Genomic DNA, 16,561 nt, shown 5'->3' on the forward strand with positions numbered 1-16,561 from the left:
CAACCGAGCTTGTCGCTGCGAGGCGGGCAAAAAGAGTGCCACTCGCCCGCCGGGACCGGTGTGGCAGATGTGACCTAGTCGCAGAGCGCCAGGGCGATGCCGTCCAGGATGTCGTGCTCGCTGACGGTCAGCTCGTCGATGCCGGCGCGGCTGCGCAACTCGCGAGCCAGTTCTTCGACCACGATCGCGCCGCCGCCGATCACGTCGACCCGGCCCTCATGCATCGGTGGGAGTGCGGCACGCTGCTCGCGCGTCATCGCTATCAGCCGGTCACACACCGCGTGCAGATCAGCGCCGGCGACTCGCGAAAGATGAATGGCCGCAGAATCGTAGGTAGTCATGTTGTGGGCCAGGGCGGACAACGTGGTCATCGTTCCGGCCAGGCCGACCCAAGTCCGGGCCTCCTCGACGGGGACCGCACGCAACGCGGGTTCCAGCTCTTCGCGCACCACCAGGCGGGCGGCGGCCACCTCATCGGGCGTCGGCGGATCGGAGTGCAGGCAGCGTTCGGTCAGCCGAACACAGCCGATGTTGGCCGAGTAACTCGCGGTGACTTCGTTGCCCGCCTTGCCGAGCACGATCTCGGTGGATCCGCCGCCGAGATCGACGACCACGAAAGGCGCTCCGGCGCTGTCCAGTTCGCCGACCGCGCCGGAAAACGACAGCTCCGCCTCTTCGGCCCCGGTGATCACCTCGGCGATCGCGCCGGGCAGCACTGCACCGAGCACCTCGGCGGTCATGGCAAAGAAGCTGTCCCGGTTGGCGGCGTCACGGGTGGCCGACGTGGCGACCATCCGTACCCGTTCGACGCCGTGCACCTTCAGCAGGGCCGCGTAATCAGTCAACGCGGCCCGGGTCCGGGCAATCGCTTCCGGCGCAAACTGACCGGTCGCGTCGACACCCTGGCCCAACCTGACTATCCGCGTTTCTCGGTGCACGTCATTGAGCTGCCCACCGCCGGCGTCGGCGATGAGCAACCGAATCGAATTGGTACCGCAGTCGATCGCGGCGACCCGGCTCATCACGTCCCCATCGTCCCCTTCAAAGCCACTGTCCCGCCACCAGGTTCGCCGCCGCGCCCGGCTCGGCGGCCAGCAACGCCACCGCCTCATCGCCAAACGGGTTAACCCCGGGCCCCTTGGCCAATGAATGCGCGATCAACACATGCAGGCACTTGACCCGATCGGGCATGCCGCCAGCCGAAACCTTGGTTCCCAGTGGATCGATCGCGTCACGCTCGGCCAGATAGGACTCGTGCGCCCGCCGATACGCCGCGGCCAGTTCGGGATCGTCGCCCAGCCGCTCGGTCATCTCGCGCATCAGACCGGTGGTCTCGAGCCTGCTGGCGGCCGCCGTGAGCTCCGGATGCGTCAGGTAGTAGAGCGTGGGAAACGGTGTGCCGTCGGGCAGTCTGGGCGCGGTCTTGACCACGCCGGGTTCGCCGTCGGGGCATCGGTAGGCGATCTCCAGCACCCCACGCGGCTCGCGGCCGAGCTGACGCGCCACCGCCTCCAGGTCCGCGGGATCAACCACCGGGGGCCGTCGGCTCGGGCGGTACGGGTGCGGGCAGTCCGGGCTCAGGTTCGGGCTCCGGGGCGGGAGGTTCAGCGGCGGCGGGCGGAAGGTGCGGCGCGTCGGCAATGGTGTGCCAAAGCGACGTATACCAAGGGTCACCCTTCGTGGGCATGGCGGCATCGGTGCCCGGTTGCGGGGCCACCACCGCCCCGGGCGGCAGCTGGACCTGAAATGGAATGTCCCCCGGCATCACAAAGCCAAGGCGCTCACGGGCCTGCGCCGCAATGTAGGCCGGGTCGGCCAGTTGGCCCTTGCGCTGCTCGAGATCGGCGATCTGGCGGCGCAGCGCCGCTTCGGTTGCGGACAATTGCTCCATTTCGGTGCGCTGGGCGAAGTAGGTCCGAACCGGCCCGGCGATGGTCAGAGTCAACACGCAGACGACCGCGGCCAGCACGGCCGCACGCCGGGCGGTGAAACCCAAACGTTGGTCGGATCGCTGCTCCACCGATTCGGTGAATGAGCGCTTGATGGGTTCGACGACATGTTCACGCAGCGTTCGGGCGGTGTTGCGACTGGCGGCCGGCCCGGTGTTGGCCGCTTGTGTGGGCCTGGACACCGAAGTGGTGCGACGCCCGCGCGCCGACTCGCCGGCTTTACCCGGGCGCGATGCCGGGGATCGGCGCTTCGGATCGGGACGTTTCGCGTCGGCCATGAAGCTTCAGCCACGTTTCCGTCGGCCGTCGGCCTATTTCGGGTCCGCAACGAATCGGGGGAAGGCCAGATCGCCGGCGTAGCGGGCCGCGTCACCGAGAGCCTCTTCGATCCGAAGCAGCTGGTTGTACTTGGCCACACGCTCGCTGCGGGCGGGTGCGCCCGTCTTGATCTGGCCGCTGCCGACGGCCACCGCCAGGTCGGCAATGATGGTGTCCTCCGTCTCACCGCTGCGGTGGCTGATCATCGTGCGGTAGCCGCTGTGGTGCGCCAGCGCGACCGCGTCGAGCGTCTCGGTCAGCGTCCCGATCTGATTCACCTTGACCAGCAGCGCATTGGCCACGCCCCGGTCGATGCCCTCTTCGAGCCGCTCGGGATTGGTGACGAACACGTCGTCGCCGACGATCTGTACCCGGTCACCGATCTCGGCCGTCAGTGCGGCCCACCCGTCCCAATCGTTCTCGTAGAGCGGATCTTCGATGGAGACCAGCGGATAGGAGCCGAGCAGCCCGGCGTAGAACTCCGTCATCTGCGCGGCGGTGCGGGGCGTGCCCTCGAAGGTGTAGCTGCCGTCGGCGTGGAATTCGTTGGCGGCCGCATCGAGCGCCAAAGCCACGTCCACACCGGGCTTGAAGCCCGCCGCCTCGATGGCCTGGCTGATCAGATCGAGTGCCGCGGTGGTGCTGGCCACATCGGGAGCAAAACCACCCTCGTCGCCCAAACCGGTGGACAGCCCGGCCTTCTTGAGCACCGCCTTGAGCGCGTGGTACACCTCCGCGCCCCAGCGCAATGCCTCACTGAAGCTGGGCGCACCGATCGGGGCCACCATGAACTCCTGAATGTCCACGCCCGTGTCCGCGTGTGCGCCGCCGTTGAGGATGTTCATCATCGGCACCGGAAGGATGTGGGCGTTGGGCCCGCCGATGTAGCGGAACAGCGGCAGTTCGGCCGATTCCGAAGCCGCCTTGGCCACCGCCAGCGAGACGCCGAGGATCGAGTTGCCCCCCAACCGGGACTTGTCGGGCGTGCCATCGAGATCAACCAGGGCCTGATCGACCAAGCGCTGGTCGTCGGCGTTGAGTCCGATGACCGCCGGGCCGATCTCATCGAGCACGGCTTCCACTGCCTTCTTGACGCCCTTGCCGCCGTAGCGATCGCCACCGTCGCGCAGTTCGACGGCCTCATGCTCACCGGTCGACGCGCCCGACGGCACCGCGGCCCGGGCAAAGGTTCCGTCGATCAGAGCCACCTCGACCTCGACGGTCGGGTTGCCGCGGGAATCGAGGATCTCGCGGGCCCCGACCTGCTCGATTATCGGCACTGGGTTCTCCTTTGTGTCCTGGCGTTCGTTGAGGTCCCCGGCAGCCTTTAGCGTAAAGCCTGGGTCAGCGTTCCATCTTTCTACAGCGGGTGGCCCGCCGCGTAAGCGGTCGCCCAGTCGCGCACCGCCCGAGCGTAGACGCCGGAGTTGTTGTAGGCGCGCAAAGCGGTGATCCATCCCCGCGCAGTCGCGAGATCTTTACCGCGCCAGCATAAATACCCGGCCGCCGAAAGCGCGGCGTCGTCGATGTTGTCCGGACTGACGATGCCGTCATTGTTGGCATCCACCCCGTAGAGCCGCCAGGTTTCGGAGATGAACTGCATCGGCCCCATCGCACGCTCCACGCCGTCGTCACCGTCGAGGTTGGCACGCTCGCTATCGACGATGCGCAGGGTGCCGCCGGTTCCGTCCAGGCGCACGCCGCGAATGGGAGGCCGCACGTCCCCGTTGGGCGCTATGGTCGCGCCCCGATAGGTGCCGTTGTGACTTTCCACCTGCCCGATGCCCGCCAGCGTGGTCCACGCGATATGGCACTTCGGGTTCTCGACCTCCGCAACCCGAGCGGCGTAGGCGTAGGCCTCCAGCGCAATCACCGGCATCTCCAGCGCCGGGGCGCGTTGCTCGACCCATTCCCGCAGCTGATCGGCGGGCCGACCGCTGGCGTAGGTGTCCACCGGCGGCACCGGATCACCCGGTGGCGGCGGCACCCCTTCGGGGATGAACAAGCTGAGCTGCCAGGTGCAACTTGACGCCAAGAGCATCGCGGTCGCGCCAATAACGGCGGCCGCGCGCAACCAACGTCTTGGCGACACAATCCTCCCTTTGGCTACTGCTGGCGCTCTACGCGTCCGTTGGGCCACTTCGCCGTCCGCGCGCTCACGTTCCGACTTGGCGGCCGCTACGACCTAAATCATCGTCCCATGGGTTTGAGAGTTACCCCGTCGCAGTTCTCATCCAGCACACGGCCAGGAGTGCATCCTGGTACTGGAATTGGTTAGCCGAAGATCAGGCCAGCAAGCGCAATTTTTAGCTTCTATCTGGAAAACAGCTATTTCAGCAAACCTCATAAAGGTCGCTTGATATGGAGCGGCTCTGAGTCCCCGCAAAGTTGGCGAGAACCGGCTCAAGCGCCTCCGAAGTCCCCGCTAGTGCGCGGACGACTCGTCCTAGCGCCTGCCCTTCCGCTTCTTGCTGCCGCCGCGGGATTCCCGGGATTCTTTGGGGGTCTCGCCTTCGGCAGGCGCCTCGACTTGTTCTTCGGGCTCTGCTGGTTCTTGCGGCGGTTCTTCGTCGACCACGGGCTCCGGCGCCACATCGGCCCCCGCGCTGCCAGACGGCCAGTGCACCAGCCACTCCTGCTCGGTGATCGTCCCGACCGGCGCCATGTCGAGTTCCTCTGCCACGGCGTCGCCGCGCCGGGCGGCCACAATCGCCCGCTCGGCGCGGCGAACGTTATCCGAGAAGTCCAAAACCGCGGCGCGCAAGCAGTTTTCCGCGTCGATATCCGCCGACACGGCAATCGAGGTGATTTCGGCGGGGATCAGCTGCACCGGCAGGCCGGCATTGCAGACCCGCGCAATCACCTTCTGCGCCAACGCTAACGCGGGCTGACCGGTGGGAACGTCGTCCAATACCGACTCGCGTGGATTGCGCGCCTTTTCCGCCGCCTTGCCTTCCTCCCACTGGGCCATCTGCTCTTGCAGCGAAATCGATTCGCCGGCAAGTACTCCCGGTGCCCGGTTGCCGAGCTTGCGCATCAGCGTGTCGGCGACGTCATCGATGGTGAACGGAAGCAATGCCGCATCTTCAGCGATGCGGGCATGGAAAAGCACCTGAAGCAGCAGGTCCCCAAGCTCCTCGCGCAACTGGTCGGCGCTGCCACTGTGTACCGCGTCGAGCAGCTCGTAGGTCTCTTCGAGCAGGTAGCGCCGCAACGAGTCGTGGGTCTGCTCACTTTCCCACGGCCCGTCGGTGCGCAGTTTGTCCATCATCGCCACGGCATCGAGCAGGCGTTCCCCGCGCCGGCGATCCGGCGCCGCGATCAGCCTGGCCCCTGCCGCCAGCCTCGCCACCACCGCGGGGTGGTTCGGGTCGGACGACAACAGCACCGGCGCCTCCTCGCCCACGTGCACCGGATGCGCGTCGGGCAGTGACCAGGGCACGGCGATCGGCATCTCCTCGGTGTATTGCACGGTGCCCCCGAGCAGCTCGATGGCTTCGACAGGCACCAGCGACGGACGGCGGGGGTCGACCAGGACGACAATCATCGCGCTTGCCGCTCCTTACCCGACGCGGTGGCGCCCGCATCGTCTTCGGACAAACTGGTTCTACCAATATCTTGTTGCGGCTTGCCTGCCAATGCCGTCACCAGATTGGCCGCCATCTGCACCAATTCCACATCCCGGATGCGCGGCGCACCGACGCCACCGTCACGCGGGATGGGTACCTGCACGGTGGACGTCGTAGCCCGGTAGTGGCCTCCCGGATACATCCGCTTGAGCCGCACCTGGGCGGAATCGGGCAGATCCATCGGTGCCAGCCGAACTGTCGCCGAAGACGGCGCCGACACGTCGGTGATGCCCGAGGCCCGGCACAGCAGCCGCAACCGCGCCACCGCGACCAGCCGCAGTGCCGGCTCCGGCAAAGCCCCGTAGCGGTCGATGAGTTCGTCCACCACGGCCGCGACGCCACTGTCGGAGGTGGCGGTGGCGAGCCGCCGGTAGGCCTCCAACCGCAGGCGATCGCTGCCGATGTAGTCCGGTGGCAGGTGGGCGTCGACCGGCAGGTCGATCCGCACATCCTTGGGCTCCTCGGGAGTGGTCACCATCTTGCCGTCGGCGGCGGCCCGATACGCCTCGACGGCCTCGCCCACCAAACGCACATAGAGGTCGAAGCCGACTCCGGCGACGTGCCCCGACTGCTCGACGCCGAGCACGTTGCCCGCGCCGCGGATCTCCAGGTCCTTGAGCGCGACCGCCATGCCCGCGCCAAGCTCGTTGTTTTGCGCGATGGTCGCCAACCGGTCGTAGGCGGTCTCGGTCAGCGGCGCCTGCGGCGGGTACAAGAAGTAGGCGTAACCGCGCTCACGGCTACGGCCCACTCGGCCGCGCAGCTGGTGCAGCTGAGACAACCCGAAGGTGTCGGCCCGTTCGACGATCAGCGTGTTGGCGTTGGAGATGTCCAAGCCGGTCTCCACGATCGTGGTGCAGACCAAGATGTCGAATTCACGCTGCCAGAATCCCTGGACGGTGCGTTCCAGCAGATCCTCGGGCATCTGCCCATGCGCGACGACCACCCGCGCCTCGGGCACGAGTTTGCGAATCCGCGCGGCGGTGTCGTCGATGGAACTGACCCGGTTGTGCACATAGAACGCCTGCCCGTCGCGCAGCAGCTCGCGCCGCAGCGCCGCGGCGACCTGCTTGTCGTCATGGGGTCCCACGTAGGTCAGCACCGGGTAGCGCTCCTCGGGGGGCGTCAGGATGGTCGACATCTCCCGAATACCGGCCAGGCTCATCTCCAGCGTGCGCGGAATGGGGGTGGCGCTCATCGTCAAGACGTCGACGTGGCTGCGCAACGACTTGATGTGCTCCTTGTGCTCGACACCGAACCGCTGTTCCTCGTCGACCACGACCAAGCCCAGGTCTTTCCAGCGCACGCCGGTCTGCAGCAGCCGGTGCGTGCCGATCACCACGTCGACCGATCCGTCGGCCATGCCCTCGATCACCGTGCGTGACTCGGCGGGGTCGGTGAAGCGGGACAGACCCTTGACCGTGACCGGGAACCCGGCCATCCGGTCGGTGAAGGTTTGCAGATGCTGGTCGGCCAACAGCGTGGTGGGCACCAGCACGGCAACCTGTTTGCCGTCCTGAACGGCCTTGAACGCCGCCCGCACCGCGATTTCGGTCTTGCCGTAGCCGACATCACCGCAGATCACCCGGTCCATCGGGATGGACTTTTCCATGTCGCCCTTGACCTCGGTGATCGCGGTGAGCTGGTCGACGGTTTCGGTGAAACCGAACGCGTCCTCCATCTCGGCCTGCCACGGTGTGTCAGGGGCGAACGCATGCCCGGGGCTGGCCTGCCGCTTGGCGTAGAGCGCCACCAGTTCGCCGGCGATTTCCCGCACCGCCTTGCGCGCCTTGGTCTTGGTGTTGGTCCAGTCACTGCCGCCGAGCCGGCTCAGTGCTGGCGCCTGCCCACCGACATATCGCGACAACTGGTCCAGCGAATCCATCGGGACATACAGCTTGTCGGAACCACCGCCCCGCTTGGCGGAGGCGTATTCGAGCACCAGGTACTCGCGCCGGGCACCCCCGACGGTGCGCTCGACCATCTCCACGAACCGGCCGATGCCGTGCTGATCGTGCACCACCAGATCGCCGGCCGTCAGGGCCAGTGGATCGACGGTGTTTCGCCGCTTGGCCGCCAGGCGCTTGCCCTCGACCGCCGTGGCCCGGTTGCCGGTCAGATTCGTCTCGGTGACCACGACCAAGTTGGCGCCGGGGACGATGACGCCGTCGCGCAGCGGCCCCTTGAGCACGCCCACCACGCCCAACTTGGGTGCGGCGCCGGGTTCCAGCATGGCGGCGGGAATGTCGGATTCGGCCAGCCGCTCCACCATGCGATGGGCGGTGCCGGTCCCGGGCTCCACCATCACCGCGTACCCGCCGGTCGAGACATGCGCGCGCAGTATCGCAAAGATGTCGTCGATATCCTTCTGGTGCCCACGAGCCGAGGGCGCCGCGCGGACCTCCAGCTCCGTCGCCGATTCCTCGGACAGCTGGCTCAACGTCCACCACGGGTGCCCGGAACTGCTCGCCGCGGTCTGCACCTGCTCCAGCTCGGCAAAGCCGGACCCACCCAGGGCTTCGACGTCGACGGGCGCGTCGGTTCCCATCGCCGCGACCGACCATGAGGCCTCGAGGAACTCGCGGCCCGTCTTGATCAAATCGGCGGCCCGGGTGCGCACCTTCTCCGGGTCGCACACCAGCACCGGAGTGCCCTCGGCAAGCTGATCGGTCAACAGCGCATGGTCATCGGGGCGCAACACCGGCAGCAGCGCTTCCATCCCATCGGTCGGGATGCCCTCGGCCAGTTTGGCCAGCATGTCGATGACGCTGCCGGTCACGGTGTTCTCCGAAGCCGGGTGCTGGGCGGCCAGCGCCGCGGCTCGCGCCCGTACGTCTTCAGTCAGAAGCAGCTCCCGGCAGGCCACCGCGACCAGCGTGCTGACCTCGATCTCGGGAATGGAGCGCTGGTCGGCGACCGAGAACATGCGCATTTCGGTGATCTCGTCGCCCCAGAATTCGACCCGCACCGGGTGCTCGGCGGTCGGCGCGAAGAGGTCCAGAATGCCCCCGCGGACGGCGAACTCGCCCCGCCGGCCCACCATGTCGACCCGGGTGTAGGCCAGCTCGACCAGCCGGGCGATGACTTCATCGAATCCGATTTCTTGTCCGACACTCAGACTGACCGGTTCCTGCCGGCCCAGTTGCGGCGTCATCGGCTGCAACAGCGAGCGCACCGCGGTCACCACCACGCGCAACGGCGGGCCCAGCCGGGTGTCGTCGGGATGAGCCAGCCGGCGCAGCAGCAGCAGCCGGGCGCCGACCGTGTCGACACCGGGTGAGAGCCGCTCGTGCGGAAGGGTCTCCCAGGACGGGAACAACGCCACGGCTTCGCCGAAGACTCCCCGCAGTTCCGCGGTTACGTCGTCGGCCTCACGCCCGGTGGCGGTGACCACGAGCAGCGGTCCCTGTTGGGCCAGTGCGCTGGCGACGAAGGAGCGCGCGCTGGCCGGGCCGACCAACGTCAATTCATCAGGGCGATCGGAGGCACGCGCGATGAGTTGCTGGAAAGTCGGCGCGGTAAGCGCCAAGTCGACGAGCCCCGCGATCGGGGTATCTGGGCTAGCAGCCCCCGGTGCGGTCATGATGCGGCCATTCTAGGGCGCGGTCGTTTCTCGATATCGAGCCCGGCGGCCGATGGGCGGATCGGACTACTCGTCTTGCAGCTGCGGATCGGCTTCCAAGTGGGTCAGCCCATTCCAGACCAGGTTGACCAGGTGCGCGGCGACGACTTCCTTTTTGGGTTCGCGGGCGTCGAGCCACCACTGCGCGGTCATCGACACCGAACCCACCAAGGCCTGGGCATACAGCGGGGCCAGCTCGGAGTCCAGACCCCTGCGGGCGAAGTCGCCGGCCAAGATCGAGCTGACCTGGCTGACGGCGTCGTTGAGCAGGCTGGAATAGGTTCCGGAGCTGATCGACGCCGGTGAGTCGCGGATCATGATGCGAAAGCCGTCGGTGCGTTCTTCGACATAGGTGAGCAACGCCAGGGCGACCCGCTCGACGCGCACTCGCGATCGGTTGTTGGTCAACGACGAGGTGATGCCGTCCAGCAGGGCCGACATTTCGCGGTCGACCACCACCGCGTACAGGCCCTCTTTGCCGCCAAAATGCTCGTAGACCACCGGCTTGGAGACGTTGGCACGCTGGGCGATCTCCTCGATCGAGGTCCCGTCGTAGCCGCGTTCGGCGAACAACGATCGCGCGATGCCGATCAGCTGATGCCGGCGTTCGCTGCCCGTCATCCGGGCGCGCGGCGCCTTTGCCTCTTTTTCCGGCATTTTCTCCGGCCCTGCCACGCCAACAGGGTATCTGTTTTCCGGCCCGCGGCGCCCAGCGTGTGGGCCGGGCGCCGACTGTGTCTCCAGTGCGCTTCGGTGGCGATATTCGCGCCCCACACGCACGCTGGGCGCCCGGATTGCACCGTGGATGGGGCGCCGACGATGTCGGCGGGATATGGCGGGCTCGGGAATCGGCCCACCCACCCGTTAGAGTTTCATAGTGGCGAGCGGGCGAAATGCTCGCCGTCGACCGGCAGTCCGTCGTGGTGTAATCGGCAGCACCTCTGATTTTGGTTCAGATAGTTCAGGTTCGAGTCCTGGCGACGGAGCTTGTTTGGGTGGCACCATCTAGCCCACCTCCACGTGAAATGACACCCTGGAGGGCGTGTCATCACGCCGACCCCTAGCTTGCGTGAGAAAAAGCCAATAAAGGAGAGTCGATGACGTTTCGTGGTGACACTGCGGTCGTGGTCTTGGCGGCTGGGGCTGGCACCCGGATGCGATCAGACACCCCCAAGGTGCTGCACACCCTGGCCGGGCGCAGCATGCTGTCCCACTCACTGCACGCGATGGCCAAGCTCGCACCGCAGCACCTGGTGGTGGTGCTCGGCCACTGCCACGAACGTATCTCCCCGCTGGTCGACGAGCTGGCCGAATCCCTCGGTCGCACCATCAACGTGACGTTGCAGGATCGGCCGCTGGGCACCGGGGACGCGGTGCGCTGCGGCCTGTCGGCGCTTCCCGCCGACTACTCCGGCATCGTGGTCGTCACCGCGGGCGACACCCCGCTGTTGGACGCCGAAACGCTGGCCGACCTGATCGAGACCCACAGCGCGACGTCGTCCGCCGTCACGGTGCTGACCACCACGTTGAGCGACCCGCACGGCTACGGCCGCATCCTGCGCACCCAGGACAACGCCGTGATGGCCATTGTCGAGCAGACCGATGCGACGCCCTCACAGCGCGAAATCCGCGAGGTCAACGCCGGCGTCTACGCCTTCGAAATCACCGCACTGCAATCCGCGTTGAGCAGGCTGAGCTCGGAAAACGCCCAGCAGGAGCTCTACCTGCCCGATGTCATCGCCATCCTGCGCCGCGACGGGCAAACCGTCAGCGCCCGCCACATCGACGACAGCGCGCTGGTGGCCGGCGTCAACGATCGGGTCCAGCTGGCCCAGCTGGGCGCCGAGCTGAACCGCCGGATAGTGGCCGCCCACCAGATGGCCGGCGTCACCGTGATCGACCCGGCAACCACCTGGATCGACGTGGACGTGGCGATCGGACGCGACACCGTTATCCAGCCGGGGACCCAGTTGCTGGGCCATACCCAGATCGGCGACCGCTGCGAAATCGGGCCCGACACGACGCTGACCGACGTCACCGTCGGGGACAACGCCTCGGTGGTACGCACCCACGGCAGCTCGTCATCGATCGGCGCAGCGGCCGCGGTCGGCCCCTTCACCTACTTGCGGCCCGGCACGGTGCTGGGCACCGGCGGCAAGCTGGGCGCCTTCGTGGAGACCAAGAACTCGACCATTGGCGCCGGCACCAAGGTGCCGCACCTGACCTACGTCGGCGACGCCGACATCGGCGACGACAGCAACATCGGTGCGGGCAGCGTGTTCGTCAACTACGACGGCATGACCAAGAACCGCGCCACCATCGGCTCGCACGTGCGCAGCGGGGCCGGCACCAGGTTCGTGGCACCGGTGAATGTCGGCGACGGCGCATACACCGGGGCCGGCACCGTGATCCGCGACGATGTTCCACCGGGCGCGCTCGCGGTGTCCGGCGGACCGCAGCGCAATATCGAAGACTGGGTGCAGCAGAAGCGTCCGGGAACCCCGTCCGCTGAGGCCGCCCGCAAGGCCTCGGCCGAACAATCCACACCGCCGCCCGACGCCGATCAGACACCGTGAATTCGCTTCTCGGCTACCCGGCGACATGTGCAGGCCCTTCGCTACGTACGATGAGGCGTTCGATTTCCCATTCAGATCCCACTTTTGATCCCGAAACGGCGAGGGCAGCGCGTTGAGCCACGACTGGACCGATAACCGCAAGAACCTGATGCTCTTCAGCGGGCGCGCCCATCCGGAGCTGGCCGAACAGGTGGCCAAAGAACTCGACGTTCACGTGACCGCGCAGACCGCGCGTGAGTTTGCCAACGGCGAGATCTTCGTGCGCTTCCAGGAGTCGGTGCGTGGATGTGACGCCTTTGTTCTGCAGTCCTGCCCGGCACCGGTGAACACCTGGCTGATGGAACAGCTGATCATGATCGACGCGCTCAAGCGCGGCAGCGCCAAGCGGATCACCGCGGTCATGCCGTTCTACCCCTATGCCCGGCAGGACAAGAAGCACCGCGGCCGCGAACCGATCTCGGCGCGGCTGATGGCCGATCTACTCAAGACCGCCGGTGCCGACCGAATCGTGACCGTCGACCTGCACACCGATCAGATCCAGGGCTTCTTCGACGGACCCGTCGACCACATGCGCGGGCAGAACCTGCTGACCGGCTACATCAGGGACAACTACTCCGACAACAACATGGTCGTGGTCTCCCCCGACTCGGGCCGGGTGCGCATCGCCGAGAAATGGGCCGACGCGCTGGGCGGCGTTCCGCTGGCCTTCATCCACAAGACCCGCGACCCGCGAGTGCCCAACCAGGTGGTCTCCAACCGCGTGGTGGGCGACGTCGCCGGCCGGACCTGCGTGCTGATCGACGACATGATTGACACCGGCCGCACGATTGCGGGTGCGGTGCAGTTGCTGCGCAACGACGGCGCCGGCGACGTGATCATCGCGGCGACCCACGGTGTGTTGTCTGACCCCGCCGCCGAGCGGCTGGCCGCATGCGGTGCCCGCGAGGTGATCGTCACCAACACCCTCCCGATTACCGAGGCCAAGCGCTTTCCGCAGCTCACGGTCTTGTCCATCGCTCCGCTGCTGGCCAGCACCATCCGCGCCGTATTCGAAAACGGCTCAGTCACAGGACTATTCGACGGAGACGCGTAGATGGCCGCCGGAACCGCGGGGACCACACCCGAGGCCGTCATCTACCACAATCCCAAGTGCAGCACGTCGCGCAAGACCCTGGAATTGCTGCGTGAGCAGGGCCTGGAGCCGACCGTCGTCCAGTATCTGAAGACACCACCGACGCGGGACGAGTTGGTGCGCATGATCGGCGATGCCGGCATCGAGGTGCGCACCGCCGTGCGCAAACGCGACCGGCTGTACGAGGAGCTGAACCTCGCCGACGCGACCGATGCGCAACTGCTCGACGCGATGGCCGAGCACCCCGTGCTCATCGAACGGCCGTTTGTGGTCACCCCGAAGGGCACCCGGCTGGCTCGGCCGGTCGAGGCCGTTCGCGAGATCCTGTGACAGCTCGCCGGATCGCAGCGGCCGTCGTTTCACTCGCGGTCACGATGCCGGCGGTTGCCTGCAGCACACCCGAGCCCCCTGACTACAAATCCATCTGGACCACGAGCGCAACAACCAGCACCACCGCCACCACCGCCCCGCCCGTGCCGCTGTCGCAGTACCTGGAAAGCATCGGGGTCAGCGGAAAGCAGATCGCGCCGAGCGACCTCAAAGGCCTTACCGTGTCGATCCCGACACCACCGGGCTGGTCCCCCTACGAGGGCCCGAAGATCAACCCGGAAACGGTGATCATCTCCAAGGGCGGCCACTACCCCACGGCCAGACTGGTCGTGTTCTTGCTGCGCGGGAACTTCGACCCCGCCGACGTCGCCAGGCGCGGCAACGACGACGCGCAACTGTTCGAGAACTTCAAACAGCTGGACGCCTCATCGGCAGACTTTCACGGTTTTCCCTCGTCGATGATGCAGGGCAGCTACGACCTCGAGGGTGCCCGCATGCACAGCTGGAATCGGATCGTCATTCCCACCGGGCCGCCGCCGGACAACCAGCGGTATCTGGTCCAACTGACCATCACCAGCCTGGCCAGTCAGGCCGCCGGCAGCGCATCCGACATCGAGTCGATCATCAACGGATTCGTGGTTGCGGTGAAGTGATGGCCGACTGGACCGCCGCGGATCTACCGTCGTTCACCGGGCGCACGGTCATCGTGACCGGCGCAAACAGCGGGCTGGGCGCCGTCACCGCGCGCGAGCTGGCCCGCCATGGCACCAGGGTCATCCTGGCCGTGCGCAACACGAGCAAGGGCGAGGCCGCCGCACAACAGATGACCGGCCCCAATGCCGGCCCGGTCGAGGTCCGCCGCCTCGATCTGCAAGATCTGTCATCGGTTCGCGAATTCGCGGCCGGCGTCGACAAGTCCGACCTGCTGATCAACAACGCCGGCATCATGGCCACGCCCTACTCGCTGACCGCGGACGGCTTCGAGAGCCAGATCGGCACCAACCACCTCGGCCATTTCGCGCTCACCAACCTGTTGCTGCCCAAACTCACCGACCGGGTGGTCACGGTGTCGTCCATGGCGCACTGGACGGGCCGGATCAACTTGGCCGACCTGAACTACCAGTCCCGGCGGTACTCCCCCTGGCTGGCCTACGGCCAGTCCAAACTCGCCAACCTGCTGTTCACCAGCGAGCTGCAAAAGCGCCTGGACGCGGCCGGCTCGCCGCTGCGTGCGCTGGCCGCCCATCCGGGGTTCTCCCACACCAACCTGCAGGGGGCCTCGGGCCGCAAGCTCGGCGATGCGGTCGTGTCGTTCGGCACCAGGCTGATCGCCACCGACGCCGATTTCGGGGCCCGCCAGACTTTGTACGCCGCCTCTCAGGATCTGCCGGGCAACACCTATGTCGGGCCCAGATTCGGCTACGTCGGTCCCACCCGATCGGTGGGCCGCAGCCGGCGCGCCAAGAACGCAGTCACGGCCGCCGCGCTGTGGGAGCTGTCCGAGCAGCTCACGGGGGCCGAATTTCCGTTCTGAGCGCCACCACACCGGCCCAGCCCCACCAGTCGCTGGGGTAGCCGGCGGGCACCCCCGCCCGCCGCGAATTTCCACTCCGAGGTGCGGATGCGCTAACCTTGCCGGGTGTCACGGCGAGGGTGGCTGACGGGTATGTGCCGATCAGAGCACCGTTATCGACGGAGACCGACGGTTGTCGCGATCCTCGCCCGTGCCATGAACCAGGCACCAAGCCCAGAGGAGCGACACAATGGCCAAAGCTGCAGTCAACCAACTAGTGGTTACCGTACGCACCGAGACCGGCAAGGGCGCCTCCCGGCGAGCCCGCCGTGAGGGCAAGGTTCCGGCCGTGATGTACGGCCACGGCGCCGAGCCGCAGCACTTGGAGCTACCCGCCCACGACTACGCGGCGGTCCTTCGAAACTCCGGCACCAATGCGGTGTTCACCCTCGACATCGCGGGCGAGGAGCAGCTGGCGCTGACCAAGGCGCTGGACATCCACCCGATCCGCCGCACCATCCAGCACGCCGACTTGGTGGTGGTGCGCCGCGGCGAGAAGGTCGTCGTCGAGGTCTCGGTTGCCGTCGAAGGCGACGCCGCGCCCGGCACCCTGGTTACCCAGGAGGCCAACACCATCGAAATCGAGGCCGAGGCCATGTCGATTCCCGAGCAGCTGACGGTGTCGATCGAAGGCGCGGAGCCTGGCACCCAGTTCACCGCGGGGCAGATCGAGCTGCCTGCCGGCGTCGGTCTGATTTCCGACCCCGAGATGCTGGTCGTGAACGTGGTGACCGCACCGACCGCCGAGGACCTCGAGCAAGCGGGTGGCGAAGAAAGCGCCGAGTCCGCGGCAGCCGAGGGCGAGGGCGGTCAAGCCGAAGCCGAGTCCGAGTAAGCGGTTCGCAGTATGGCCGAGCCGTTATTGGTCGTCGGCCTGGGCAACCCGGGGGAAAACTACGCCCGTACCCGGCACAACCTCGGGTTCATGGTTGCCGACCTCCTTGCTGCCAGGCTGGGCGCAAAGTTCAAGGTGCACAAACGCTCCGGCGCCGAAGTGGTGACGGGTCGATTGGCGCAGCGCTCGGTGGTCCTGGCCAAACCGCGCTGCTACATGAACGAGTCGGGCCGCCAGGTGGCACCTCTGGCGAAGTTTTACTCGGTGCCACCGGCGGACCTTATCGTCATTCACGACGAGCTCGACCTCGATTTCGGCCGCATCAGGCTCAAATTCGGGGGCGGCGAAGGCGGGCACAACGGATTGCGCTCGGTGGCCGCGGCGCTGGGCACCAAGGACTTCCAGCGGGTGCGCATCGGCATTGGCCGCCCGCCCGGCCGCAAGGATCCGGCGACATTCGTGCTGGAGAATTTCAGCTCACCGGAGCGTCCGGAAGTACCCACGATCTGCGAACAGGCCGCTGACGCCACCGAGTTGCTCGTCGAAATGGGCCTGGAGCCGGCCCAAAACCGGGTCCACGCCTGGTGAGGCCGGTGT

15 protein-coding genes and 1 tRNA gene are annotated in these 16,561 nt (G+C 67.0%); 8 read left to right on the forward strand and 8 right to left on the reverse strand.

Annotation, left to right across the window (positions count from 1 at the left end; all coding sequences use genetic code 11):
- Positions 1 to 74 precede the first annotated feature (74 nt).
- From MPSD_RS22820 to MPSD_RS22855, 8 genes are all read right to left on the reverse strand, one after another.
- The gene (locus MPSD_RS22820; protein ID WP_036426313.1) at positions 75 to 1,022 is read right to left on the reverse strand and encodes a Ppx/GppA phosphatase family protein; all 948 of its coding nucleotides are present in this window, start codon (positions 1,020 to 1,022) and stop codon (positions 75 to 77) included.
- 19 nt (positions 1,023 to 1,041) lie between these two features.
- A complete protein-coding gene (locus MPSD_RS22825; protein ID WP_020786177.1) occupies positions 1,042 to 1,533 on the reverse strand; it encodes a DUF501 domain-containing protein in 492 nt (163 codons plus the stop codon).
- Entirely contained in the window at positions 1,526 to 2,227 is a 702-nt protein-coding gene (locus MPSD_RS22830) for an FtsB family cell division protein (protein ID WP_011742168.1), read from the reverse strand. Before MPSD_RS22830 ends, MPSD_RS22825 begins: the two co-directional genes overlap by 8 nt.
- A 33-nt stretch (positions 2,228 to 2,260) precedes the next feature.
- A complete protein-coding gene (eno, locus tag MPSD_RS22835) occupies positions 2,261 to 3,547 on the reverse strand; it encodes a phosphopyruvate hydratase (protein ID WP_012396016.1) in 1,287 nt (428 codons plus the stop codon).
- Positions 3,548 to 3,627: 80 nt separating this feature from the next.
- Positions 3,628 to 4,359: a lytic transglycosylase domain-containing protein gene (locus tag MPSD_RS22840; RefSeq protein ID WP_020786176.1), complete on the reverse strand. Its 732-nt coding sequence runs from the start codon at positions 4,357 to 4,359 to the stop codon at positions 3,628 to 3,630.
- Between the two features lie 354 nt (positions 4,360 to 4,713).
- Positions 4,714 to 5,814: a nucleoside triphosphate pyrophosphohydrolase gene (locus MPSD_RS22845; protein ID WP_020786175.1), complete on the reverse strand. Its 1,101-nt coding sequence runs from the start codon at positions 5,812 to 5,814 to the stop codon at positions 4,714 to 4,716.
- Positions 5,811 to 9,479, reverse strand: coding sequence for a transcription-repair coupling factor (gene mfd, locus MPSD_RS22850; protein WP_086085540.1), 3,669 nt, complete (start codon positions 9,477 to 9,479; stop codon positions 5,811 to 5,813). The genes MPSD_RS22845 and mfd overlap by 4 nt, the downstream gene beginning before the upstream one ends.
- A gap of 66 nt (positions 9,480 to 9,545) precedes the next feature.
- Positions 9,546 to 10,139: a TetR/AcrR family transcriptional regulator gene (locus tag MPSD_RS22855; protein ID WP_011742173.1), complete on the reverse strand. Its 594-nt coding sequence runs from the start codon at positions 10,137 to 10,139 to the stop codon at positions 9,546 to 9,548.
- A 293-nt stretch (positions 10,140 to 10,432) separates the two neighbouring features.
- On the opposite strand from MPSD_RS22855, the gene MPSD_RS22860 reads away from it, so the two are divergent.
- The 8 genes from MPSD_RS22860 (at position 10,433) to pth (ending at position 16,552) form a co-directional block, all read left to right on the forward strand.
- Positions 10,433 to 10,504 (forward strand) — tRNA-Gln (locus MPSD_RS22860).
- Between the two features lie 111 nt (positions 10,505 to 10,615).
- Positions 10,616 to 12,094, forward strand: coding sequence for a bifunctional UDP-N-acetylglucosamine diphosphorylase/glucosamine-1-phosphate N-acetyltransferase GlmU (glmU, locus tag MPSD_RS22865; protein WP_086085541.1), 1,479 nt, complete (start codon positions 10,616 to 10,618; stop codon positions 12,092 to 12,094).
- Positions 12,095 to 12,206: 112 nt separating this feature from the next.
- Positions 12,207 to 13,187 carry a ribose-phosphate diphosphokinase gene (locus MPSD_RS22870; RefSeq protein WP_020786172.1) on the forward strand — a complete coding sequence of 327 codons (981 nt, stop codon included), beginning with the start codon at positions 12,207 to 12,209 and terminating at the stop codon, positions 13,185 to 13,187.
- Positions 13,188 to 13,556: an arsenate reductase (glutaredoxin) gene (gene arsC / locus MPSD_RS22875; RefSeq protein ID WP_020729728.1), complete on the forward strand. Its 369-nt coding sequence runs from the start codon at positions 13,188 to 13,190 to the stop codon at positions 13,554 to 13,556.
- 44 nt (positions 13,557 to 13,600) lie between these two features.
- Complete coding sequence (locus MPSD_RS22880) at positions 13,601 to 14,209, forward strand: LpqN/LpqT family lipoprotein (protein ID WP_181005692.1); 609 nt, start codon at positions 13,601 to 13,603, stop codon at positions 14,207 to 14,209.
- Positions 14,209 to 15,090 (forward strand): oxidoreductase, encoded by an 882-nt coding sequence (locus MPSD_RS22885; protein ID WP_020786170.1) that lies wholly within the window; start codon positions 14,209 to 14,211, stop codon positions 15,088 to 15,090. Before MPSD_RS22880 ends, MPSD_RS22885 begins: the two co-directional genes overlap by 1 nt.
- Before the next feature lie 229 nt (positions 15,091 to 15,319).
- Entirely contained in the window at positions 15,320 to 15,964 is a 645-nt protein-coding gene (locus MPSD_RS22890; RefSeq protein WP_020786169.1) for a 50S ribosomal protein L25/general stress protein Ctc, read from the forward strand.
- A gap of 12 nt (positions 15,965 to 15,976) precedes the next feature.
- Positions 15,977 to 16,552: an aminoacyl-tRNA hydrolase gene (gene pth / locus MPSD_RS22895; protein ID WP_020726405.1), complete on the forward strand. Its 576-nt coding sequence runs from the start codon at positions 15,977 to 15,979 to the stop codon at positions 16,550 to 16,552.
- Positions 16,553 to 16,561: the final 9 nt, after the last annotated feature.

Origin of the sequence: Mycobacterium pseudoshottsii JCM 15466 (assembly GCF_003584745.1) — a bacterium.
In the GTDB taxonomy this organism is placed as follows: domain Bacteria; phylum Actinomycetota; class Actinomycetes; order Mycobacteriales; family Mycobacteriaceae; genus Mycobacterium; species Mycobacterium marinum.